Annotated in this window: 22 protein-coding genes; 8 read left to right on the forward strand and 14 right to left on the reverse strand. The window is 34.1% G+C overall.

Annotation, left to right across the window (positions count from 1 at the left end; translation table 11 throughout):
• Positions 1 to 156: 156 nt before the first annotated feature.
• The 14 genes from C8D70_RS08210 to C8D70_RS08275 form a co-directional block, all read right to left on the reverse strand.
• Complete coding sequence (locus C8D70_RS08210) at positions 157 to 2,295, reverse strand: outer membrane beta-barrel protein (protein ID WP_110366995.1); 2,139 nt, start codon at positions 2,293 to 2,295, stop codon at positions 157 to 159.
• Positions 2,292 to 3,227 carry an HTTM domain-containing protein gene (locus C8D70_RS08215; RefSeq protein ID WP_110366996.1) on the reverse strand — a complete coding sequence of 312 codons (936 nt, stop codon included), beginning with the start codon at positions 3,225 to 3,227 and terminating at the stop codon, positions 2,292 to 2,294. The genes C8D70_RS08210 and C8D70_RS08215 overlap by 4 nt, the downstream gene beginning before the upstream one ends.
• Positions 3,187 to 3,843 (reverse strand): hypothetical protein, encoded by a 657-nt coding sequence (locus C8D70_RS08220; RefSeq protein ID WP_076595564.1) that lies wholly within the window; start codon positions 3,841 to 3,843, stop codon positions 3,187 to 3,189. The genes C8D70_RS08215 and C8D70_RS08220 overlap by 41 nt, the downstream gene beginning before the upstream one ends.
• A 24-nt stretch (positions 3,844 to 3,867) precedes the next feature.
• Positions 3,868 to 4,230, reverse strand: coding sequence for a DCC1-like thiol-disulfide oxidoreductase family protein (locus C8D70_RS08225; RefSeq protein ID WP_110366997.1), 363 nt, complete (start codon positions 4,228 to 4,230; stop codon positions 3,868 to 3,870).
• 3 nt (positions 4,231 to 4,233) lie between these two features.
• Positions 4,234 to 4,617 (reverse strand): hypothetical protein, encoded by a 384-nt coding sequence (locus C8D70_RS08230; protein ID WP_076595562.1) that lies wholly within the window; start codon positions 4,615 to 4,617, stop codon positions 4,234 to 4,236.
• A gap of 8 nt (positions 4,618 to 4,625) precedes the next feature.
• Positions 4,626 to 4,931 carry a hypothetical protein gene (locus C8D70_RS08235; protein ID WP_076595561.1) on the reverse strand — a complete coding sequence of 102 codons (306 nt, stop codon included), beginning with the start codon at positions 4,929 to 4,931 and terminating at the stop codon, positions 4,626 to 4,628.
• 68 nt (positions 4,932 to 4,999) lie between these two features.
• On the reverse strand, positions 5,000 to 5,293 hold the full coding sequence (locus tag C8D70_RS08240) for a hypothetical protein (protein WP_076595560.1): 294 nt from the start codon (positions 5,291 to 5,293) through the stop codon (positions 5,000 to 5,002).
• Between the two features lie 25 nt (positions 5,294 to 5,318).
• Complete coding sequence (locus tag C8D70_RS08245; RefSeq protein WP_076595559.1) at positions 5,319 to 5,612, reverse strand: hypothetical protein; 294 nt, start codon at positions 5,610 to 5,612, stop codon at positions 5,319 to 5,321.
• Between the two features lie 19 nt (positions 5,613 to 5,631).
• Complete coding sequence (locus C8D70_RS08250) at positions 5,632 to 5,925, reverse strand: hypothetical protein (RefSeq protein ID WP_076595558.1); 294 nt, start codon at positions 5,923 to 5,925, stop codon at positions 5,632 to 5,634.
• Between the two features lie 73 nt (positions 5,926 to 5,998).
• On the reverse strand, positions 5,999 to 6,307 hold the full coding sequence (locus C8D70_RS08255; protein WP_110366998.1) for a hypothetical protein: 309 nt from the start codon (positions 6,305 to 6,307) through the stop codon (positions 5,999 to 6,001).
• Positions 6,308 to 6,413: 106 nt separating this feature from the next.
• Positions 6,414 to 7,889: a hypothetical protein gene (locus tag C8D70_RS08260; RefSeq protein WP_110366999.1), complete on the reverse strand. Its 1,476-nt coding sequence runs from the start codon at positions 7,887 to 7,889 to the stop codon at positions 6,414 to 6,416.
• Positions 7,890 to 8,149: 260 nt separating this feature from the next.
• Positions 8,150 to 10,336 (reverse strand): outer membrane beta-barrel protein, encoded by a 2,187-nt coding sequence (locus C8D70_RS08265; RefSeq protein ID WP_110367000.1) that lies wholly within the window; start codon positions 10,334 to 10,336, stop codon positions 8,150 to 8,152.
• Positions 10,337 to 10,655: 319 nt separating this feature from the next.
• Entirely contained in the window at positions 10,656 to 11,405 is a 750-nt protein-coding gene (locus tag C8D70_RS08270; protein WP_110367001.1) for a metallophosphoesterase, read from the reverse strand.
• Positions 11,406 to 11,526: 121 nt separating this feature from the next.
• Complete coding sequence (locus C8D70_RS08275) at positions 11,527 to 12,915, reverse strand: MFS transporter (RefSeq protein ID WP_110367002.1); 1,389 nt, start codon at positions 12,913 to 12,915, stop codon at positions 11,527 to 11,529.
• A 142-nt stretch (positions 12,916 to 13,057) separates the two neighbouring features.
• Here C8D70_RS08275 and C8D70_RS08280 point away from each other — a divergent pair, with 142 nt between their 5' ends.
• From C8D70_RS08280 to C8D70_RS08315, 8 genes are all read left to right on the forward strand, one after another.
• Positions 13,058 to 13,528, forward strand: coding sequence for an Lrp/AsnC family transcriptional regulator (locus tag C8D70_RS08280; RefSeq protein ID WP_076595553.1), 471 nt, complete (start codon positions 13,058 to 13,060; stop codon positions 13,526 to 13,528).
• A 402-nt stretch (positions 13,529 to 13,930) separates the two neighbouring features.
• On the forward strand, positions 13,931 to 15,316 hold the full coding sequence (gene mnmE, locus C8D70_RS08285) for a tRNA uridine-5-carboxymethylaminomethyl(34) synthesis GTPase MnmE (protein ID WP_110367003.1): 1,386 nt from the start codon (positions 13,931 to 13,933) through the stop codon (positions 15,314 to 15,316).
• Positions 15,317 to 15,830: 514 nt separating this feature from the next.
• Positions 15,831 to 16,181 (forward strand): helix-turn-helix domain-containing protein, encoded by a 351-nt coding sequence (locus tag C8D70_RS08290; protein WP_110367004.1) that lies wholly within the window; start codon positions 15,831 to 15,833, stop codon positions 16,179 to 16,181.
• Between the two features lie 117 nt (positions 16,182 to 16,298).
• Positions 16,299 to 17,408, forward strand: a complete 1,110-nt coding sequence (locus C8D70_RS08295; protein ID WP_110367005.1) for a site-specific integrase — start codon at positions 16,299 to 16,301, stop codon at positions 17,406 to 17,408.
• Between the two features lie 123 nt (positions 17,409 to 17,531).
• The gene (locus tag C8D70_RS08300) at positions 17,532 to 17,846 is read left to right on the forward strand and encodes a helix-turn-helix domain-containing protein (RefSeq protein WP_110367006.1); all 315 of its coding nucleotides are present in this window, start codon (positions 17,532 to 17,534) and stop codon (positions 17,844 to 17,846) included.
• 5 nt (positions 17,847 to 17,851) lie between these two features.
• Entirely contained in the window at positions 17,852 to 20,929 is a 3,078-nt protein-coding gene (locus C8D70_RS08305; protein ID WP_110367007.1) for an Eco57I restriction-modification methylase domain-containing protein, read from the forward strand.
• A 1-nt stretch (position 20,930) separates the two neighbouring features.
• Positions 20,931 to 22,583: a class I SAM-dependent methyltransferase gene (locus C8D70_RS08310; protein WP_110367008.1), complete on the forward strand. Its 1,653-nt coding sequence runs from the start codon at positions 20,931 to 20,933 to the stop codon at positions 22,581 to 22,583.
• Positions 22,584 to 22,611: 28 nt separating this feature from the next.
• Positions 22,612 to 24,057 (forward strand): ATP-binding protein, encoded by a 1,446-nt coding sequence (locus tag C8D70_RS08315; protein WP_110367009.1) that lies wholly within the window; start codon positions 22,612 to 22,614, stop codon positions 24,055 to 24,057.
• The last annotated feature ends 218 nt before the right edge of the window (positions 24,058 to 24,275 follow it).

The following is a 24,275-nucleotide window of genomic DNA, read 5'->3' on the forward strand; positions in this document are numbered from 1 at the left end:
GGCTGTCTTATAAGAACAGCCTCTTCCCTTGAAATACCCGCAGAAACATACCCGGTGCCAGGCTGAAAAGCCTATTAAATTCAGCCATGGCTGCTTCTGCTATGAAAGTCTTTAATGATTTCTATCTCATATCCTGATCATATGGAAATCCTGTTTTTATTTTCTGTTTCTGTTCTTCAGATCATCCATAAGAGAATCTTCTTTTTTAATTTCCTTTAATTTCTGATTACCGAACGTCCAGTATAATCCCAGCCGTATACTTCTGCTGTCATTGTAAGATGAGTTTTTATACACGATAGGATATATTGCTTCATCATAATTTTTCTGCCCTCTCAGCAAATCTGTAACTACAAGATAAGTGGTAAGATTAAGATGAGGAATTTTCTTCTGTAAGGTAATGCTTAGATTATTTGTTTTTCCATGTTTGAAAAATCCGTCATAAAAATCCGTTGAAAAGGAATAAGAAACCTCAGCAGCATACCCTTTTTTAAGAATAATCCCCAAAACAGTTCTGTTATCAAAAGCAAAATTGGTTTTTCCTTTTTCAAAACCTTCAAACTCCATGATCGGAAGGTAGTTTACCGTGGAATAGTTTTTAACAATATATTTATTATTGAATACTTTGTTCAGGGCAAGGCTTGCATACAGTGTCATCATTTTAAAATTGTTATACTCCTGCACCAGATAATCACCACGCTTTACAATCAGGGTACTGATGTAATTGGGAGAATAATTCATTCCTACAGATAACATCTGGTTTTTGTAATACAGGGAAAGATCTACTTCATGCTCCACCTGAGGTCTCAGATTGATATTTCCGGAGGTGTACAGCATACTGTCATCACTGTTCTTTCTTCTCAGCTGATTCAGCAAAAAATAATCAGGTCTGATGAGTGTTTTTTTATAACTGGTTTCCGCCTGAAAATTATCTGAAAAGCTATGCTGAACCAAAATATTAGGGTAAAACCCATCTATTTTGAATGAATTTGAAGTAAGATCCTGATCAAAAAAATTGGTGATATTACTTTCATAACGCATTCCCAGCCTTACATATGTTTTATTAAATTCTTTCTGTCCCTCTAAAAATAGTGCGTACTGCTTTTCGCTGTAATTCTGTACACTTTCCTGAGAGTCAACATCATTTACTGTTATATTAATTGGGTTATTGATGTCACTGTACGAAAACCTTCCTCCTGCAGACCATGTTCCCCATTTCTTTGTCTGCATAGTATAATTGGCATTTCCGATGTACATATTGATATTTCTTGAAGAGGAATCATCTATCCTGTTACCATCAAGATAAGAAGGCTGCTGATAAAAGTAATTTCTGAAGCTGTTGTTCGTTTTTCTGTTGGCATTTGAATATTCAAACTGAACAGTAAGCTTCTGAGTGGCAGAATCATTTTCAAATTTATAATTAGCCTGAACATTTGTACTTCTTCCCAAATCTTTAAACATTGAATTGTATTTAAAAATAGAATCCTTTCTCGAAACCCTTTCTGCTGTAGGCAAGCCATTATCTGCATTAAGCTCGCTCTGTGTATTGACAGGATTATACTCTCCATAAATGCTGAACTTATTCCTTTTGTCTGCAAAATAATTCACCAGTAAAGAATAAATATTAGTAGATTTCTGAATATCCTGATTCTGAGCAATATCCCAGATATTATTTTTATATTCTCTCTGAGCATTCACCTCAGTAAGAACATTGGAATGTGTACTGCTTAAAAGGGTATTGATTTCAAATTTTGCAGATTTATAATTCAGATTGAGATTCTGAGACATGTTCATTTTTTTGGTAAAACCAAGGCTGGAACCAATTCCTAATTTCAAACCTTCCATATTACTGTTCACGAGATTAATCTTAATGACCGACTGTTCATCGGCTGGGTAAGAAGAATCCGGAGTTCCGATTACTTCAATGTTTTTTATCAGCTTGGCAGGGATAGACTCAAGATAGTTCTTAAGTTCTATACCTGACAAGCGGAGTTTTCTGTCATTGATATATACAGTGGTATATTTTTGTTTAATTTTTATTGTTCCTTCCTCAGAGGCATCTGCATAGCCTGAATTTTTGATGAACTCCCAGGTGTTACTTGCTTCTGCTGTAGCAGTACCGGCAGGAGTAACAATGATTTTTCCGTTTTTAAATTTTACTGCAGAGCGTGTAATTTTAATTTCATCAATTTTCTTTTCATTTTTTAAGGTGTCTTTTTGTTGTGCGGAGGTTAATATTACTATCAGTGAAGATAGTAATATTAAGGCTCTGCTGGTTATATGATGAAGATAAATCATGATGTTGCTGCGATTGGTTTTTTGGAATCCTCAAGGTTTAAGAAGGCACTTAAGTTTAAAAGGATCATTAATGCTCCGAAGAAATATAGATTCATAGCGATGATAATTCCTGTATGTAAGGCTACCACCATCCAGATAAATACCTTTCTTGTGCTTTTCTTCCACATAAAATAAGGATAGAACAGCTCAATAATAATGGTTGAAATCCCTATAAATATCGGAATAACCGGAAAACTTACGAAAATATCATAACTGCTGTTATCTAATATATAAGACTGGAAGCCTGGTAAATGTAATGCCTTCCAGATAGACTCTCCGTTCCACCAGTTGATTCCGAACGCCTTATCCAATCCTGAAGTAAAGTACACAATACTCATATGTATTCTCAGAAGATTCCTGAAAGGTGTAGGATTAATATCATTGTATTTGAATATTTTAGAATCCAGAGAATAGAAGCTTCCCAGGGGGAACAAGAAACAGTAGAACATAGCAATGGTCTTGAAAAAATCTATCCCATACATAAAAGTACTGGAAGACTGGAAGATCAGCAGGTGCAGGATCAGGATAATCCCGGCAGAAAGCCTGCTCATAAACCCTACGGTTAAAGAAACACATGTCAGAATGTATATTACGATATATCCCATTATTACGGCACTTTCTGAAATATTCATGGTCCCTAATAATTTGATTACAAAGAAAAAAGACGGCATTTTTTCTGACCCTAGAAATCCTACAACTTCCAGTGGTATCAGCCCCTGATCTGTAAAAAGAAGATTAAAATCAGTAAGCGTGGAAACAAAGTGCACTAAGAAGAATAATCCCATGGAAATTCTAAAAAATGCAAAGAACAGTTTATCTTCCGGTTTATATTCGTTGAAGAATTTATAAAATTCAGTTGGAAGCAATGTGGTTTTTCTTAATAGGCTTAGCATCGATGTCAAGGAGTTTAATTAATACTGGTTTAGTTTTATTTTTTGTTTTTATTTCCTGCAGCATTGGGTGATGGTGCAGATAAAGTGTACAAGAAACGGTATAGGTATCAGGATTATATTCCTTATAATAATATCTTCCGATACTTTTGATGAATATATCCAGGAATTCACCGTATTTGTCAGATTCATTAAATTCTGTAGATTTCTTTTTCTGCATCTTATTTTCAAGAATCGTCAGTCTGTCCTGAAAGTATCCTAGCAAAGTATGGTATCTGTTGAGTCCTTCCTTAGATTTGAATGGAGGAAAGTAAGATTCTTTCACAAGATTCCTGTTTTTGTCATAGACGGACACCTTTAAGATATAGGAACTGGCGACATTGGGTGCAAAGAATCCATATCCTGCATTAATCCCTGCAATAGCCTGATACTGCTGAATAAGAGGAACGGAATTAAATTCTCTGATGCCTTCTTTTGTATCTTTCAGAGCGGCAGTTAAATCATTCTCTACATATGAGGTTGATTTTTCATAGGAGTCTATTGTACTTGAAGTACATACAATCAGTATTAGCGCAATATGAACCATACTGAATATGAAGAAGAGTTTTGGGTATTTCATAGTAAGTAGTATAAAAATTAGTATCTAAATATTGCAGCTGTCATTGTCACAATGAATGGGGATGATCTTCCGGTTTACAGCAAGATGTATGTAAATTTCCTGGCCCGTTTTTGTAATGTGCAGAAACCACAGAACCGGAAGTAAAGGCCACAGCAATGGCAGCCTTGCCAATATTCTGAAAATAGATTCATAACCATAAGCCCAGGTATTGGTGTAAGAAGCCATTTGTTTTTCAGCAAGAATCAGGTCAATCCCTTTTATAGCCTGCCCTCTTTCTCTGAGAGAGCGAAAATCTACCAGATTCAGCCAGTCTATTTTTTTTACAGTCTTCGTGAATCGGGTGCATCGCGGGCACCAGCTGTCATAATACACAATGAGCTTTTTCATGATTTAATTTTTAGGAAGCTGTTTTTTTATGAAAGCCTTTATTCTGCCGCTATTATTCAGGATCTTCAGTCTGAAAACACTTTCACTGGAAGCGGTGTTGACCACGTAAAATTCATTGGCAAAATTGATTCTCGTTTTTACAGAGTCGTTTTTGGGAAGAACTTTCAGTTCATTACTGCTGTTCATATATTTCAGATCGCTTGTCTGGGAAGGATTGTACAAAACAACTTCCAGATCTTCTTTTGATGAATTTTTGATCTTAAGATTCTGCTGTGCAGGAATTGTCCAATGATTCCGGTAAATGTGTCTGCCTCTTTCCATGGTAAAAGAACAAAGAAAAATTACAGTACCCACAATTAATAATAAATACAAATAAAGGCTTTTCATAATAATGATTATTTATAGGTTGAAACAATTCTGCCTAAATCCATTTCCGGGGCGTCTATGGCAGATACAATTTTAGTTTCGAAAATGCTTACCGCATCTCTTTTGATACAGTTGTCTACAGAACATTCTTTTTTGAAAGTTTTGTTAGTGATAACCGTACTTTTGATGAACGCTCCTACTTCATTTTCTAAAGACATATTTCTGCTAAGAGTATCATATTTGATCTTATCTGTATCGTCTGATACTTTGTCAAACGATAATAAAGAAACCGTTGTCAGTAATAAAGCTGGTAGTATTAAAATATATTTTTTCATAAGGTTTAAAGTTTTTTAAGAAACACATTCAGTTGAAAGCTTCAACTGAATGTGCAGGTTGAAGAATATTATTTGTAGTTTTCTACAACTTTGTTAAGAGTAAGAACAGGATCAATAGAAGTGCTGATCGCTTTTTCACTGGCTACACTTACAGTTTCCACTGTTTCTTTAGAAAGTACTTTTCTTTTAGTATTTACGGTTACAGAGCTGCTTACAGCAGTTCCACCAATAACTTCTATAGAAGAAAAATCATTTGTGTTTGCTTTTCCGTACGTTAAAGAGTTATCTTCTGATGTCCATGAAGAAAGAGCTAACGGAACGATTGCCAATCCTGCTAATAATAGTTTTTTGTAGTTGTTCATGATAAAATGTTTTAGTTTTTAGTTGTTATTTATAATCGTTAAGAATTTCATTAAATGAGCGTGCAGTTTCAAGAGAAGTACTGATTGCTTTTTCGCTTGCTACACTTACAGTCTCCACTGTTTCTTTAGAAAGAACCTTCCTTTTAGTTTTTACGGTTACAGAGCTGCTTACTGCAGATTCACCGATAATTTCTATGGTAGAAACAGAAGCTGCATCTCTGCTGCCATAGTTTACTGTCTGATCTTCTGACGTCCATGAAGAAAGAGCTAAAGGAACAATTGCAAGTCCTGCAAATAATAGTTTTTTGTAGTTGTTCATAATAAAAAAGTTTAAATTGTTATTTGTAATCGTTTAAAATTTCGTTGAAAGAGCGGGCAGTTTCAATAGAAGTACTCAAAGCTTTCTTTTCTGCAACGCTTACTTCTTCAACAGTTGATACAGAAAGTACTTTTCTTTTAGTTTTCACGGTTACAGAGCTGCTTACTGCAGACTCACCGATAACTTCTATGGTAGAAATAGAACCAGCATCTCTGCTGCCATAGTTTACTGTCTGATCTTCCGACGTCCACGAAGAAAGAGCTAAAGGAACAATTGCAAGTCCCGCAAATAATAGTTTTTTGTAGTTGTTCATAATAAAAAAAAATTTAAATTGTTATTAATTATTTTTAAAAAGTTTTTTTGTTTTCAGTGATGGCCCCTAAATGTTACTGATATGTTTTTACAATATCCTCTATAGAAAGAGTATTTGAAGGCTCAAGGGTTTTAGTAGTGATTACCACCTTTTCCTGAGAAGGTCCGAGATCAAACTTATCCGTAACGGAGAAAATTGTTTTTTTGTTTACATAGGACTGAACGACAACCCCACTGGTCTCCCCTATAGTTTCATGTTGAGAAAATGTCTGTTGGTTTTCAGCATTCCGAAAATCAGGTTCGGAGGGCTTGGAATTCCAGGAAGAAAGAGCAAGAGGAACAATTGCCAGTCCTGCAAGGAGCAGTTTTTTGTATTGTTTCATATAATAAATGTTTAAAATGTTTTTAGTTGGTTATTTTCAGATATACCCTTCCCTGTTCCTTTTATTGAAAAAAGAAATCGGTATATTATTTTTTGAATTTTCTGAGTTAGATAAAGACTACTTTTCCGCCGATAAGAATAAATGGCCTTTTTGAGTTTATCTGAGTATCATTTTCCAATGCTGCAAGATAAATCCCATCCTGATATAAGGTTTTGAATGATAGTTTATTGCTTACAACAGACTTCGTCTCCTGCTTTTCCCAGCTGCCGTCTGTAAATCTGTAAAGGGTATATGATGCTCCATCCTGGAGCTTCGAATGGATTATATTCTCTGCCAGTAAACGGATATCCGCTGGATTTTTATGCTGAGAAGCCAGGTTTTTCATTCTTTCTGCCACAGATTCTACCTGGGAAATACTGATGAGCGATTTTTTAGATTTATCAAAGGATAACAGTTTCCCCGTTTTGTCTACATAGAAAAGAGATTTCTTTCCCGAACTTTCCGGAGTATGAACCAGATAAAGCGCCCCTACTCCTACTTTATCAAATATCTTCTGCTTATGTTTCGGACTTATGGCTGCCACAGGAAGCCATTTGTTGAAACAGAACACAGAAAGCAGACCAAGCTCCGTTTTATCATTATAAAAGCCATTCACATTATATTTGATGGTCTTTGTATACTGATCCGTAACATCAATATCGGAATAGGTGGAAGTAAATCCCATTTTACTAAGGGTTTTGTAATATTTCAAATACACTGAAGCGGTATCCGGTACAAATCCTCTTCTGTATACTTTAGTAATGGTATAAGAATTATGAAGACTGTCTTTTATACTATTAATAATTCTGCTGGGGTTAAAGCTTCCTATATTTTCCGTTCCTCCTGAAAAAGGAAAAGATTTTTTCTCATTAAGAACCAAAGCATTCCAGGCCTTCCCTCCATTTACATTGCCCCAAACCGGAGCATAGTCAATGGTTACCGGCAGCCCGTTTGCTTTATTAATGTAATTAGCAAGATTTACCATTGCAATATCAGAACCTTTATTTTCTTTCAGCAACTGGGCAAAAGACCAGTAATCTTCCTGTGGGAAAGGATCAGAATAAGGCATTTTTACATCCTTCAGTTTATTATTTAAATAATTAACGGATTCAATTACAGATTTTTCAGAATTTAATGTATAATTTGAAGGAAGTTTATAGTTTTTCAGCACCATTTGTCTCCAGTTAAAATCATCAGAAAAGTTTACTTTATAAGGAAGTACAAAATTGACAAAGCTGTAATCTGAAATTGCATCAGAGTGAATCAACTCCTTAGACTTATCATAAGAAAGCTCTATATTTTCTTTGATATCAGCATCTTTAATCCATTTTGAGTCTTGTTCCTGAACACCTTCTGCATTGATATGGAAATTTAAAATAGCATTTTTCTTTAGGAATTCAAAAGCATTCTTATAATTAATGCTTTTATCGCTGTTTATAATCCCATAATTATTGGTCTTATCAGAACATGATACCAAAGAGCATACACTCAGGGCAAGCAGTAATTTTCTTTTATTGAATATAGATGTTTTTTGAATTTTCATGATTAGCTATTTATTGTTTTGTTTTTCTTTTACAATATTATTTATTCTGAAAAACAAACAGACTACACCATCGTGTAGTTCGCTACTACACGATGGTGTAGTTTTTATACAGTCTTATAATAAGGGGGTATCTTCAGCATTCTGACAGCACACAAACTCACATCTATGGAAATAACATCTTTCCCAGCCAAATTCTCTATCAATACAAAAGCAGATTCCCAATTGGAAACCTGCTTCTTTTGTATCTGAAAAATCTTGGGTTATTTTCCGCCGCCGCCGTTTTTCTCTACGTCGGTTTTTGTATTTTCTTTTACTTTCTGGTTTCCGAAACGTTTTACAAAAGTAAGGGAAACACCGTACCAGTCCCATTTTGAGTACTCTCTGAAAGTTCCATCCGCACTATACGTTGTGTTATCACCATAAGGTCTTTTAAAAATATTCATCAGCTGCATACTTAGCTCCATTTGAGTTTTCGGGAATATTTTAGTCACTGAAATATTATGGAAGACATTGGTATTGTTCGCGTATGAATTTCCGTTGTTCTGATTGGCAAGTTCCATCCATGCACTTACATTAATGTTTTTGTTAAAAAGATTCGTATAAGATATATTGGCGGAAGCTCCCCAATAACTGATATAGTCTTTGGCTCCCAGTTTATTTTTCTCATTAAAATCTTTATTATTAATGTAATACCATCCAAATCCGGCATTCACATTCAGTTTATTTTTCAGGAAATTCTGATTGGTATTGGCAAAAAGGTAATATTTTTCAACCTTTCCATCGAAGTTTCCGGGTAATGAAACCGTTCTTCCGTTTTCCGTTACATAAGTTGTCCAGTAATCCTGATTGGTATGCATATATCTTGCAGAAATAAAATACTTCTTCAGAATACCTAATTTAAGGTAAAGCCGGTCATTCGGGTTGGGATTCAGATAAAGATTTCCTCTGGAATACGTTCCGTTAATTTCAGGCATCAGGAAAGGATTAAACTCAGAATACCAGGGTCTCCAGATGCTTCGGTTATAGGTAAGACTCAAGTCAAATTTCTCCGAAAAATTATATTTCAGTAATAGATTGGGAAGAAAAGTGCCGTAAGAATCTCTCCTCTCTGTACCTGCTACCTCCTGTCTTACTTTATAGTCAATATATTCGTATCGGATTCCGATTCTCGTTTCCAGTTTTTCGAAAAATGTCTTACTGTAATTGGCATATAAAGAACTCAGATGATCCTCATAATGGAATCTGTCATTTTGGGATAGATTAGCAAATTCCGGGGTAGGATTATTCATGCTGAATCCATAAAGGCTATTGGAAATTGCATGATTATTTATTTCCGTTTTACCACCCACTTCCATTGTACCGCCAGATTTACCAAAAGGTTGTGTATAATCCACTTTCAGGTAATAATTACGCATCTGATTTGAACTGATAACTCCTAGCTGCTGGGCTGTTTTCACTCCCTGCTTATCAATTAGTTTATCTATGAGGTTATCATTGTTATCACCGGAGTAATTGGTTCCCAAATTAATATCTAAAATTCTGTTCTTTTCTTTATCATAGTATTTATAGAAAGCATTTGTTCCCAGATTACGGCTGAATCCCCAATTGTTCTGGCTTTGGAGGAAAGATTCTCCCGGATCTCCATCTTTTGAAGTCATCCCATCAGATTCCGCTGAAAGTAGATTTCTGTTTTGTGAATACTCCAATACAAGTCCGAAATTATTTTTATCATTAATTTCAAACTCCGAGGTAGAAGAAATAGAAGGACTTTCATTCCTCATTAAGTTTTCCAGGTTGAACCGGGTAAGCTTATTTTTTTCATAACGGTTATCCCAGGTTTGGGTTTTCTGTACATAATTTCCGTTATTGTATCCTCCTGTAAGGGTTTGGGTAAACTTTTTCTTATGGTAGTTCAGGTTGAAATTCGTGTATTGTGAATTCTTGGTACTCTGCCTGTTGTTAAGAGAAATACTGCCTTTCAGGCCCTCGTCATCCCTTTTTTTAAGAACAATATTGATAACGGACCCTGAAGTTTCATATCGGGAAGACGGGCTGGTAATCACTTCAATTTTCATAAGGTTATCAGCTGGAATTGTTTTAAGGTATTCCTTCAATTCTTTCCCTGTAAAAACAGATTTCCTGTCGTTAATGTATACGGTAACCAATTGTCCCTCGGCTTTTACCTCATCATTGTTATCGATGCTTACCAAAGGGGTCATTCTAAGAACATCCCATGTTGTATTTCCTGCCAGAATTGCACTATTCGCTACATTGAATACAGTTCTGTCTACTTTAGATTCTACTGTTGGCTTTCTGGCAACCAGAGTAACAGCTTCTATTTCTTTTGCATTTCCCTTTACAGTATCTTTGGCTGCGGGAGCCGGAGTCTGCTGAGCCATTGCTAATGAGCCTGTTAATATTGCTATAGGAAATAATATTATTTTCATGTGAGATAATAGTTTTATCTATAAGACCACTATCTCCATAATTTCGTTACATCAAAAAATAAAATAAATACTTAATTTCCAGCAATATAACTAAATATATTTTAAACATAAATTAAGAAAAGATACAAATTCCACAAAAAATAAACTTAATCCAAATCATATTCATACCAATTATTCTTAAAAACAGTTTTTATCTTCAATTAAAAAAAACTTTAAAATTTGTCCTAATTAATAAGCAGTTCATGAAAAAGCGTGAATCATCTCTTGATATTCAAAAAATAAGAAAAAGAAAATAATTGGATTTTTTCTTTTTGCTGATTTACTCAACAACAATAATCAGTTCCTTATCATATCCGTTATATTTTTCATCAATATAGCCATGAGGATTACAAATGACTTCTGTTTCTCCGATCTTATATCTGCACGGGGTATGAATATGCCCATGAATCCAGTATAATGGCTGGTATTCTGTAATTAAATCTTCCAGATCAGAAGCGTACGCTGCTGTTAACGGATCTTCTCTGTAATGCTCCGGAACAGATTGTATGCTGGGTGCATGATGAGTAATAACTATATTTTTAAATCCTTTTGAATCTTTAAGATTTTCCTGTAACCATTGTTTTGAAAACTGGTGGATTTTGAAGGTATCCAGTGTTCTCATTTTTGAATAGGAAGGATCCCTCCTGATCATTTTATAATCATTCATCTTCGGCTGACAAAGCATGCCGTACTGAACAGGATTTCCGAAGATCGAAAAATCCGTCCACAGGGTTGCTCCATGAAAACGAATACCGTCAATGTCTATAGATGAATTTTCCAGCACATGAACATTGGAATCAAGCGCAGCTTCTCTGATCTTATGGAGTGTTTTAGGATATGAACCTTTATAATATTCATGATTACCAAGAACGTAAATTACAGGTTTATCAGGAATTGCCTTTTTAATCCATTCAATCCCTTTGGTTCCCAAATTGACATCACCCGCCAGCACAATCATATCCGAATGATCAAAACATAATTCCGTACTTCCAAATTCCCTGTGAAGATCGCTGATAACCTGTATTTTCATGATGAAAAGTAAAAAAACAAAGATAGTAAAGGGAAACAGAATCGCAAAAAGCCAAAAAAAGAACCGATCCCTAAGCACCGGTTCTTTCGTCATATAGTTTGTATATTTTTAAGACCGTTTATTATAAAACAGCAACTTCTGCCGGCTTCACTTTCAGGCTTTTTATTATAAAAAAGAATAACATTCCGAGAGCCAGCAGAGCGTAACTGATCAAAATAATCAGATTCAGGCTTCCCACTGATAGTTCCGAAGGAAAGATCTGGCTCATTAACGTCATGAATGACAATCCAATTCCTGCTCCCAAAAAGTAACTTGTAGAACTCAAACTTGATGCCAGTCCGTAATGCGCAGGTTCAACATCCTGGATCCCCATTACTGAAAGTGCGGTAAAACAAAATGTCATTCCAACTCCGGAAATACATGCAGCTCCCAATAAAACTATCGTTAGCGGATGTCCCGCGTAAACAGAAATCAAAAGCAGCAATCCTCCCGCCAGCATAAACGACCATCCTAAAACACCCATTTGAGAAGAGTTCAGACGTTTTGATACATGTGGCAGAATAAATTTAGCCGTTAAAGCCGATACGATACTGAACGGAACAAGCATTAATCCTGCAGAAGCAGCACTAAATCCCATATCTTTCTGAAGCATCAGTGAAATAAGGAATAAAAATCCGATAAAAAATGCTCCCAAGGTAAAGAATACAGCATTGGAAACTACTAAGGATTGATGTTTAAACAATTTTAAATCTACCAAAGGCTCTGCTACAGATTGTAAACGGTAGTATACCATAACAAGCAGTACCAATGCTAAAACCAAAGAACCCGCTATCAGGAAAGGCTGTTCTTTAATATGAACCAATTCATGCGTACCGTAAGTCAGACTTAAAAGTCCAAATACCATCAATATCCCGGATATGATATCTGTTTTCTGAGCAGCTTCATTTTTATCATCTGCCGGCAGATAATAATACGATAACACCAATGTGATTAAAAGAATGGGAACATTAATCAGAAAGACCCAATGCCAGCTCAGGTATGTACTGATAATACCTCCTACCGAAAGACCACTTCCCGAACCAATAGCAGCAAATGAACTGAAAATTCCGATGGCCCGGTTTCTCTCCTGTTCTCCTCTGAAGGTATTGGTAACGATAGACAATGCTGAAGGCATTACCAATGCAGCTCCCAATCCCTGTAAAGCACGTAATATCGCCAGTACTTCAAAATTCGGGGACAATCCTGCCCCCAATGAAGTGAGCATAAAAATCAGAGCTCCCCATAAAAACATTTTTTTTCTTCCCATCTGGTCTGAAAGTTTTCCACCGATGATCAGAAATCCTCCAAAGAACAATACATAGAGTGTCTGCAGCCACTGAACAGTCTCAGCTCCAATCTGAAAGTGCTGCTGGATAGAAGGAATTGTTAAATTAATAATGGCAATATCCAAAGCCTCTACAAATGTTCCTACCGATGCTAAAATTAATACTAAATTCTTCCTTGTATCCATGTTTTAAATTTCCTGCAAAATTAAAATTAACAGAACGTATTTTGAAATTTTATCATAAATTTGGAACAATATTTAATATATTAAATAATTAAAAGAACAAAAAACCTAAAACACCAGATAAAACCTATAAAAACAGAACAAAATGGCAGCAGAAAATTATATTCCTGATGAAAAAGACCTCTCCATTCTCCGCCTGCTTCAGAAAGATGCGAAGATGAGTGTCCGCGATATTTCAGCAAGAATCAATTTGAGTCCTACGCCTACTCACGAACGTATCAAACGTATGGAAAAGCAAGGAATCATTAAAGAATACACGGCTGTGGTTGACCGCAAAAAGGTCAATAAAGGGATGATGGTGATCTGTATGATTGCTTTAAATGTTCATAATAAAAAAACAGCGGGAAAATTTATTGAGGAAGTTGGTAAACTGAAGGAAGTTGTAGAATTTTACAATATCAGTGGAGATTTTGATTTTATGCTGAAGATCCTGGCTCCCAATATGGATGAATTTCATGAGTTTTTCGTCAACAAATTATCAGAAATCGAGGGAATAGGGCAAACTAAAAGTATTTTTGTGATGAACAGTATCAAAGAAAGCGCGCAGATTATTTAAGCAGCAAAAGCAGCTGCGCCAATTCATACAGCTGCTTTTTATTGTAAACCCAATCTTTTGTATTAATCTCTTATCATCTATTGCCAGTAATTCCAGACTGATCCCTCAAATACCGTCAGTGTTTTAATCACTGTATCACAGCACATCATCCCCGGATAAAGATTTTTACATTGAAATGCGATTTACATTCAACAGAATTATTTTATATATTTTAAATTTAACATGGCGTTTTCAGTAGCTGTTTATTCTTTATTTGCTAACACAGCAAGCACACTTACTATGTACCAACATTTAAAACATGGCAGATTTCAAATCTTCCTTGTTTTAAACTGAATAAGGCAATAGATAATCTGAATAAAAGACCTGAATGAAAATTTACATTAAAAACCGTAAATTTGCAGCATGAATAACGATACGATATGTGCACTGGCTACTGCCAATGGAATAGGTGCTTTAGGCATCATCCGGGTTTCAGGAAATGAAGCTTTATCTGTAGTTCAGAAAAGTTTTCCGGCAAAAAATCTGGAAAAACAAAAATCCCATACCATTCATTACGGTTATTTTATGGATGAGGAAGAAGCTATTGATGAAGTAATGCTTTCCATCTTCCTGGCACCGAAAAGTTTCACCACTGAGAACTCTGTGGAGATTGCTTTTCACGGATCCCCGCATATCGGAAAACGTATTCTTGAAACCCTGATCAAAAACGGAGCGAGAATGGCCAAAGCGGGAGAATTTACCCTTCGTGCCTTTATCAACGGCAGAATTGATCTTTCTCAGGCAGAAGCAATTGCCGATGTCATTGCATCTGAAAATGAAGCTTCGAGAAAGGTAGCGATCAATCAACTGAAGGGAGGAATTACCAATGAAATATCAGTATTAAGAACTGATCTTTTAAATTTCGTTTCTTTAATTGAACTGGAACTTGATTTCGCTGAAGAAGACGTGGAATTTGCAGACAGAAGTGCCCTAAGCGGATTATTGGATAAAATTGAAGTCAAATTAAACTCTCTGATTGAAAGTTTCCAATACGGAAATGCCATTAAAAACGGAACAGCCGTTGCTATCATCGGAAAACCGAATGCCGGAAAATCTACGCTGCTGAATTCGCTTTTGAAGGAAGAAAGGGCGATTGTGAGTAATATTGCGGGAACAACGAGAGATACGATTGAGGAAGTTCTTCATATTAAAGGTAATGCCTTCCGATTAATTGACACTGCCGGACTTCGTGAAACCATGGATGAAATTGAAGCGATCGGGGTAAAAAAAGCTAAAGAAAAGGTAGAAAATGCCAATATTCTTGTGTATCTGGCGGATGCTGCTACTGAGGATTTTTCTGAGGATATTGAGATGATTCAATCCTTGTTACGAGAAGATCTTAAGCTGATTATCTGTGCTACAAAAATTGATGAAGTGATTCCTACCCAATACGAAATGGTAGAAGATATTTTCAGAGAAGCTATTTCTCACGAATTTGATTTCATCAAAATCTCAGCAGTTGAAAATCAAAATATTCAGGATCTTAAAAATGAACTTTCCTCCTATGTAGAGCATTTAAAAACTGAAGAAAATAATGTTGTGATCACCAACCAACGTCACTTTGAAGCCTTAAAAAAGTCTATGGATGCCGTTCACAAAGTAAAAGAAGCAATCTCTTTCCAGATCTCTACAGAATTACTGGCTTATGAGCTTCGAAATGCCCTGGAACATCTTGGCGAAATCTCCGGAGAGGTGACCAATGATGAAGTGCTGGGGAATATTTTTTCCAAGTTTTGTATCGGAAAATAAAAACATATAAAGCACTAATATATAGCAATTTATGTTTTTTGTAGTTTTTGAGACTATTTTAATAACCTATTGATTTAATGCAATTTATGTGATTTCACACGTTCTGATGCTACAATTTTTGCCCCTTTTCTTGCCCCTTGGGCATTAAAACATAAAATTTAAGCAAAAGAAAAATAAAATTGCTATAGAACTTCAGGTCTTATATCCTCTTATAGTCATTATTTTACTCATAAAAAAGACTATTGGATTATATATACCCTTAATTTGGAGAAATTATTAATTTCTGACATCCAACGCTTGATGATTTATAAAAATTAAAGTCAAATTTTAAAAACAATCTGAACGAAGAGAAGAAAAAATGTTCAAATATTTTATATTAGATTAGGTTGTCCTTTGGGATGAATTTTGTATTCGTTTATATGTAATGACCCTTAAAGGGGGTATAATGACAACTCAGTGCCATTATTGTAGCCTTTGGTCTAAATAACTATTCTTCAAGACGTAAAATCTGATCATGAGCTCAAACATCAGAATTGAAAAAGTCTGCCAATATTGTGGTACAAATTTTATTGCCAAAACTACAGTTACCCGATACTGCAGTCATACCTGTAATAAAAGAGCCTATAAACTTGAACAAAGAAATCTAAAAATTAGTTATGCCAAGCAAGCAATACAAAGTTTTGGAGAGGGGCAGTATCAGCCTATAAATAATCCCGTATATCTAACTGTAAAAGAGGCTTCTGCAATATTGAAATGCAGTGCGAAAATGGTGTATTTCTTAATCAATACCGGCCGCTTAAAAGCCATCAACCTATCTGTAAGAAAAACAAGAATCAAATTACTTGATTTAGCACTAATTTATTAGAATCAATCATCAAACACCAGAATATTGACTTCATAATATTTTAGAGGACTTCAATAGCTGTGGCTATGAGTCAATTTGACAATATCCAGTTGAATTTCATGCCTTAATACCGATAACATGACCAGAGTAACATTACGTTATAAACCGATAAGCAAAGGAAGACAAAGTCTGTATTTAGAAATTTATCCTCCTATACAGAGTGAAACCACTGGTAAGCTGCTTAGAAAACTTTATCTTAAAATGTTCATCTACAACAGCCCAAAATCTGAAACTGAAAAACTCCATAATAAAGAAATTATTGCTTTTGCTGAGCGTGTACGTCTCCAACGACAAATTGATGTTCACAGCACTGACTATGGTTTTTTGAATGAGACAAAATTCAACTCCAACTTTATTGATTTTTTCCAGGCAGAAGTCGATAGCAAATCAGGGGCAATGCATTGGAGTATGGCTATCGCCTATTTTAAAAAGTTTGCAGGTGAAGTCTTTTTGTTTAAACACCTTAATGAAGCCTTCTGTGAGAGCTATAAAAAATACCTATTATCCTCTCCTGCAATTGGACGTTCAAAAATAAAGATTCAAAAAAGTACGGCTGCCACATATTTTTCTAGATTTAAATGTGTTTTAAAAAAAGCTTACAGAAATAAATATATTTCAACAGACCTAGGAAATTTTATTCATAATATCAAAGTAGTTGATACGCACAGGCCCTATCTTTTTAAAGATGAATTACAAAGAATGGCTAATGCTGAGTGTAATTCGCCCATTGTCAAGAAAGCAGGCTTGTTTTCTGCATTAACAGGACTTCGCTATTGTGATATTGAAAATCTAACGTGGGGCGATATACAAGGGACATCCGGAAATTACTATATTTTGTTTAAACAAAATAAAACAGGAAAGGCCGAATATTACCCTGTATCCAATGATACACTAGAATTATTAGGACATCGTGGTGAAGATGCTGCAAAAGTTTTTGAGGGCTTAAGATACAATACCGTAGTTAAGTTTCTTCCCGGATGGCTTAACAATGCAGGAATAAAAAAGCATTTTACATTCCATGGTTTTCGTCATACATTCGCCACTCTACAGCTGTCATCAGGCACGGATATCTATACAGTCTCAAAATTATTAGGTCATAAAGATGTTAAAACTACAGAAGTGTATGTTAGGATTGTAGATGAATTAACAAAAGAGGCTTCAGAAAAAATTAAATTAGACCCAAACTAATAAGCCTTTTTTTATCAATTGTTTATACTTCAAATTCTATTTATTTAGAATTTGAAGTAAGAAATAATATTGTTTCCACAATATTATTTAACTATTTTTGACACAAATTGTCAACACACAATTATGCTAACAGAAACAATTGGTAAAAAGCTTAGACATCTTCGAGAAGATAATGGTTTGCCATTGAGAAAAGTAGCTGCAATGCTTGATATTGATGTTGCTATCTTAAGCAAAATGGAAAGAGGTGAACGTAAATTATCTAAAGAGGTAGTTTTAAAGCTTGCGAATATTTATGATTATGACACAGACGAATTACTGATACTTTTTCTTAGTGATAAGATAATATATGAAATCCAAGATGAAGATCTAGGAGAGAAAGCTTTAAGAGTGGCAGAACAAAAAGTTAAATACTTAAAAGCAACAAAAAATAAAAGTTAGAAAGAATGGCATATGTAGTTACTCGAAATAAGCAGGATAGTTTAGAGCAATTGAAAGTATTAATTATGGCTTTCAATAAAGAATATGCTGTTTACAAAACAGATAGATATAAAGAAGCTCAACTCCGTATAGATTTTCTTAATCCGCTCTTAAAAACTTTTGGATGGGATGTTGATAATGAAGAAGGAAAATCCCAATTTTTACGTAATATTCTTCAAGAAGAGAGTATTGATGTTGACGATGAAGATGTAGTCACAAAGAAAAATCCCGATTATACACTTAGGGTTCAGGGTATAAGAAAGGTATTTATCGAAGCCAAGAAAGCTTCAATAGATTTAAGTAAAGATATTAAAGCAGCTTTTCAGACACGAAGATATGGATGGAATGCTAACTTAGGCATTTCTATTCTAACAAATTTTGAAACACTTGTAATATATGATTGTCGTTATAAACCAAGTGTGAAAGATGCCGTAAGTATTGCAAGATATAAGGTATTTCACTTTTTGGAATTTGAAAAATTCTTTGATGAACTTTATGAACTTTTATCTTTTGAATCCATTGCAAGCGGATATATTGATGAATATTTCTCTCTTACTGAAAAAGAAACAACAACATTTGATGATGAATTTTTAAGACAAATTGAGCATTGGAGGGAAAATCTAGCGAAAGATGTTGTTGCTAATAATCCCGAAATAAATGATGAGGAAATCAACTTTTTAATACAACGATTACTTAATAGAATTGTTTTTCTTAGAATTTGTGAGGATAGGGAAATAGAGAAGTTTGAGACTTTAAGAAAAATCAGAAATTACGATGAGTTAAAGAATTTATTTATCATTTCAGATAAAAAATACAATTCAGGCCTATTTGATTTCATTGAAGATATTTTTTCTTTAAAAATAAATCTCAACTCAGAAATTCTCATTCAGATTTTCAGCGAACTTTATTACCCTCAAAGTCCTTATGATTTTTCTATCGTAGATCCGGCAATTCTTAGTCAGATTTATGAAAGGTATTTAGGGAGTAAAATTTATATAGGTGAAGAAAACCAAATATTTATCGTTGAAGAGCCAGAAGTTGCTGCCTCTAACGGAGTAGTACCTACACCTAAGTTAATTGTAAAAAATATTATTGAGGAGACATTATCTGCATTAGTTAATGATAAACCTTTAGAGAAGATTCAATTACTGAAAATAGCTGATGCCTGTTGTGGTTCCGGGACATTTTTGATTTCGGTTTATGACTACCTAATTGAAAAAAATATTGCTGCTTTGATCTCTCAAGGCATTAACAATGATGAAATCATTTATCAATCTTTTGATGGCGTATATCACCTTACTCTACAGGCAAAACACCAAATTATAACAACTAATATTTTTGGTATTGATATAAATCCATATGCTGTTGAAGTAGCTAAATTTAGTTTACTACTTAAATTATTAGAGAATGAAAATGCGGGCTCTATCGATAATTTCTTAGTCAGATACAAACAAAAGGTTTTACCGAATCTGGAAGAAAACATCAAATGTGGAAATTCATTAATTGATGACACGTATTTTAGATATAATCCTGATGCAGTAGAGAATAATGAACTTCTATTTAAATTAAAACCTTTCAATTGGTTAGAGGAGTTTCCTTTTTTAGCAGAAACCGGAGGGTTTGATGCTCTAGTCGGAAACCCTCCCTACGTCAGAATTCAAAATATAGTCAAATATTCAATGGAAGAAATTGATTATTTTAAGAGCGATATCTCTGGATACACTGTAGCTACTTCTGAAGCTTTTGATAAATATTACTTATTTATTCAGCGAGCAATTAATTTGATAAATGATAATGGAATACTAGGTTATATTGTTCCCCACAAATTCTTTATTGTAAAAGGCGGAAAATCTCTCAGAAGTTTTATTACTACAAATGCTTCATTATTTAAAATTCTCCATTTTGGAGTGACTCAAGTATTTCCGAATAGAAGTACTTATACAGCCATTCTAATAATAGATAAAAAGAAAAGAGAAGAATTTTATTTTAAACGTATAAGAAGAGTAACACAAGATTTATCTGTCAATGATATAAACTACGACAATTATCTGAGTAATAAATTTCAGTCTTTACCTTGGGTATTTGTTTCAAAGTCAACAGAGGCTATATTTGAAAGAATTGAAAATGGTAATACAATCGCCCTTCATTCTATTGCCGAAATTGCTGTAGGGCTACAAACTAGTGCTGATAAAATTTATATATTTCAACCAAAAGCTGAAACAGAGAATACATATATTTTTGAATCTAAGGGAATACAGTATGAAGTAGAAAAAGATATTTGTAAACCCTGTCTTTATGATTTGTCGTTTGGTTTATTTGATACAGTGGAACACAATGCAAAAATGATATTTCCTTATACCATTGTAGGTGGAAAGGCAGAAGTTTTTACAGAAGAATATTTTGAACAGACCTATCCTCTTGCTTGGGCTTACTTAAATATTTTTAAAGCACCACTTTCTAGAAGAAGCATCAACGGAAGCAAAGATCCTAAATGGTATCAATTTGGAAGATCACAAAGTTTGACACGATTTCACAATACACCTAAATTAATTTGGCCTGTCCTTTCCACTAAGCCTGGATATGTATATGATCAAATTAATATCCAATTTACAGGTGGTGGTAATGGACCATATTATTCTCTATTTTCTATCTCAGATTATTCATTGTTTTACATTTTAGCGGTGTTATCACACCCTGTTATTGAGGCTATGGTAAAATCAGGAGCGAGCGAATTTAGAGGAGCATATTATTCCCATGGAAAACAGTTTATTGAAAACCTTCCAATAAGAAAAATTGATTTTAATAATCCAAAGGAAAGGCTACAACATGATGATATTGTAAAAATAGTACAAGAGACAATAAAGACAAAATCCAATATGGATCAAGAAACTATTTATACTAAGCGGCATATCCTAAAGCGTAAGATGGATACTTTGTATAGTAGCTTGATTCAACAGATAAATACATTATATAACATTTCTGATAAAGATGTGAAGGTGGTAATGAATGATGAAATGTTAAACAACACGACAAGCGAAGACTAAAATGAGTACAGAAGTTATTGAAAATATTGATTCCAAAAAATTAAGAGGTGGATATTATACTCCACAGCCTATTGCAGATTTTATTTGTAAATGGGCAATTACAAATACAACACAAAGAGTTTTAGAGCCTAGCTGCGGTGATGGTAATTTTATAGAATCAGCAATAAAAAGATTTAAAGAGTTGGGAACTGAAGATAATCAGCTATATGGTTTGGTTCAGGGAGTAGAGCTATTAGAGGTTGAAGCCGAAAAATCTAAATTGAGAGCAGCAAAATACGGTCTGAATTCAGACACCATTACGAATGACGACTTTTTCAATTTTATTTTAAAAAATAACGAAAAGGCCAACTATGATATAGTGGTAGGCAATCCACCGTTTATTCGTTATCAAAATTTCCCTGAAGAGCATCGTGATATTGCTATTAAGATGATGCAAGAAATGGGACTACGCCCTAATAAATTGACTAATATATGGGTACCTTTTCTTGTTATTGCCGCAAGCAAATTACGAACTAATGGTAAATTAGGAATGGTTATTCCCGCAGAATTATTTCAAGTAAAATATGCTGCTGAAACCAGGGTTTTCCTCTCTAATTACTTCTCACGAATTACGATAGTAACTTTTAAAAAACTTGTATTTAGTGATATTCAACAAGAGGTTGTATTATTGCTTTGTGAGAAGAATGTAGAAGAAAATGAAGGTATAAGAGTGGTTGAAGTAAATGATTTAAAGGAACTTGAAAATCTTAATGTTGATAAAATACACAATATAGAAGTTAAATCGCTGGACCATTCTACAGAAAAATGGACAAAGTATTTCTTGAATGAATCTGAAATACAACTGTTACGCCGTATCAAAGCTAATGACAAGATAAAACCATCATCTAATGTGATGGATGTTGATGTGGGTATAGTGACAGGAAGAAATGAATTCTTTATGATGAATGAAGAAACCGTTGCGCAATGGAATTTACAGCCATATACCACGAAAGTTGTAGGTAAGTCAGCTCATTTGAAAGGTATTGCTTATGATGAACCTGATTTTGAAGCGAATGTTGCAGCAGGCTATCCTGTACATTTATTTTTGCCAGAGGCTAAAGAATATTCCAAGTTACCAAAAGAAGCTAAAGAATATATCTCTTATGGAGAAGCAAAAGAATATCATACAGGATATAAATGTAGGATCAGGAAGCTCTGGTACATTACACCATCATTATGGTCTCCTGATGCGTTTGCATTACGTCAGGTTGGTGAATATCCTAAATTGATTGTTAATAAAACGGGGGCTTCATCTACGGACACAATTCATAGAGTACGATTTAAAAATGGAGCAAAGGCAGATACTGTTGTCCTATCTTATTTAAATTCACTGACTTTTGCATTTTCTGAAATTATGGGAAGAAGTTATGGTGGAGGGGTTTTAACATTTGAGCCATCTGAGATAGAAGAACTTCCTTTGCCAATTTTAAAAGAAAATCATATAGTGAATTTTGAAGAAATTGACAATTTAATGCGTAACCGAAAGATTGAAGAAGTATTGGATATTATTGACAGAGAATTGCTCATTAAGCAATTGAAATTTAGTAAATCAGATGTTGATGCTTTAAGAGGTATCTGGAAAAAATTATCCAACAGAAGAAATAACCGAAAATGATATAACAAATCCATTATACTAATTCACCGTGAAAATATTCAAGATTGAAGTTCAGAACTTTAGATTATTAAGGGATTTCTCAATAGATATAGAGAAAGATCTTTCGTTGGTTATTGGGAAGAATAATTCAGGAAAAACTTCTATACTATCAGTACTAGATAAGTTTATTAACGAAAAAAGCAAATTCTCTTTTGAAGATTTAAATATAGAATTTAAAAAAGAGCTAAAAGCATCGTTTGAAGTTGATCCTTTTCCTGAAGAATTTGAACCTATTGGCATAAAAATGAAATTGTTTATCCAATATGAGGAAACCGATAATCTTTCAAATGTGAGTAGGATATTAATGGATTTAGATCCAGATAATAACGTAATAGTATTAGGATTTGAATATACACTAAGTTATACTGATTTTATAAATTTAAAATCAGATGTCGAAGCATTCGTTGCAAATGAGTCCGTTAAAAAAGTAAACGCTAAAAATAACGGTTTAGATTATGAAGCAAGAGGCTTAAAAGAGTTCTTACAAAAGGATATTGGGAATTATTTTAAAATTCAAAAAAAATCATTTGAATACAATATCACCACCAAGAAGGTCAATGAGAAGGTCTTTATTAATCTGGATAAAGAACTAATAGGTATCAAAGATATCGTAAGCTTTAAATATATAAGTGCAAGGCGTGATGTAACGAATAAAGAAGTCGATAAAACCTTGTCCCGACAAACATCAAACCTCTATAAGAAAAAAGAAGATAGTAGTGAGAAAAATCAAGCTACTGAAGATTTTAAAGATCAGCTCGCAGGAACAGATAAAGTACTTACAGAGATTTATGGAAGTTTGTTTAATGGCGTTATCGAAAAGGTGAAAAATTTTGGAGGCATCAGAATAAATGAATCTGAAATCTCAATCATTTCAACTTTACAGCATCGGGAGTTATTGGAGGGTAATACAACCGTTGTTTATACACACGATGAACATAAATTGCCTGAACATTATAACGGATTAGGTTATATGAACCTGATAAGTATGATTTTTGAAATAGAAATTCTGGTTCAGGAATTTAAGCGGGAAAAGGACAAAAAGCCTGCAGATATCAATCTGCTTTTTATCGAAGAGCCCGAAGCTCATACACATCCACAGATGCAATATGTTTTCATAAAAAATATAAAAAAGTTGCTTGGTGAAGGTATAAAGAGAGAAGATGGAGAAAATCGAACATTACAATATATTATCACGACACATTCCTCACACATAGTTGCTGATAGCGATTTCGATGATATTAAATATCTAAAGACTCGGGGAAAGAATAAGGTTGAGGCAAAAAACCTCAAGGATTTAAAAGAAGATTACAATATTAATACAGATCAGTATGATTTTTTAAAACAATACCTGACTATTAGCAGAGCTGAAGTATTCTTTGCAGATAAAGCAATTCTAATTGAAGGAGATACCGAAAGAATTCTCATTCCCTTTTAAGGTAGTGTCTCACTAACTGTGTAAGTTAAAAAGTTATTCTGGAAAATTTTGAGCCCTCATAGCTCAAAAAATTTTACGGAAATAACTTTTTATTATTTTTGGTAATGTGGTCAAAAATAGTTGGTGTTTTTGTCAAAAATAATTCGTAATATTTTACAGTTGATTGGAAGAGGAAGTAAGCAATGCTGAGGAGCAACTTACCAGCAATACAATCAACG

Source organism: Chryseobacterium sp. CBTAP 102 (assembly GCF_003201365.1).
Classification (GTDB): domain Bacteria; phylum Bacteroidota; class Bacteroidia; order Flavobacteriales; family Weeksellaceae; genus Chryseobacterium; species Chryseobacterium candidae.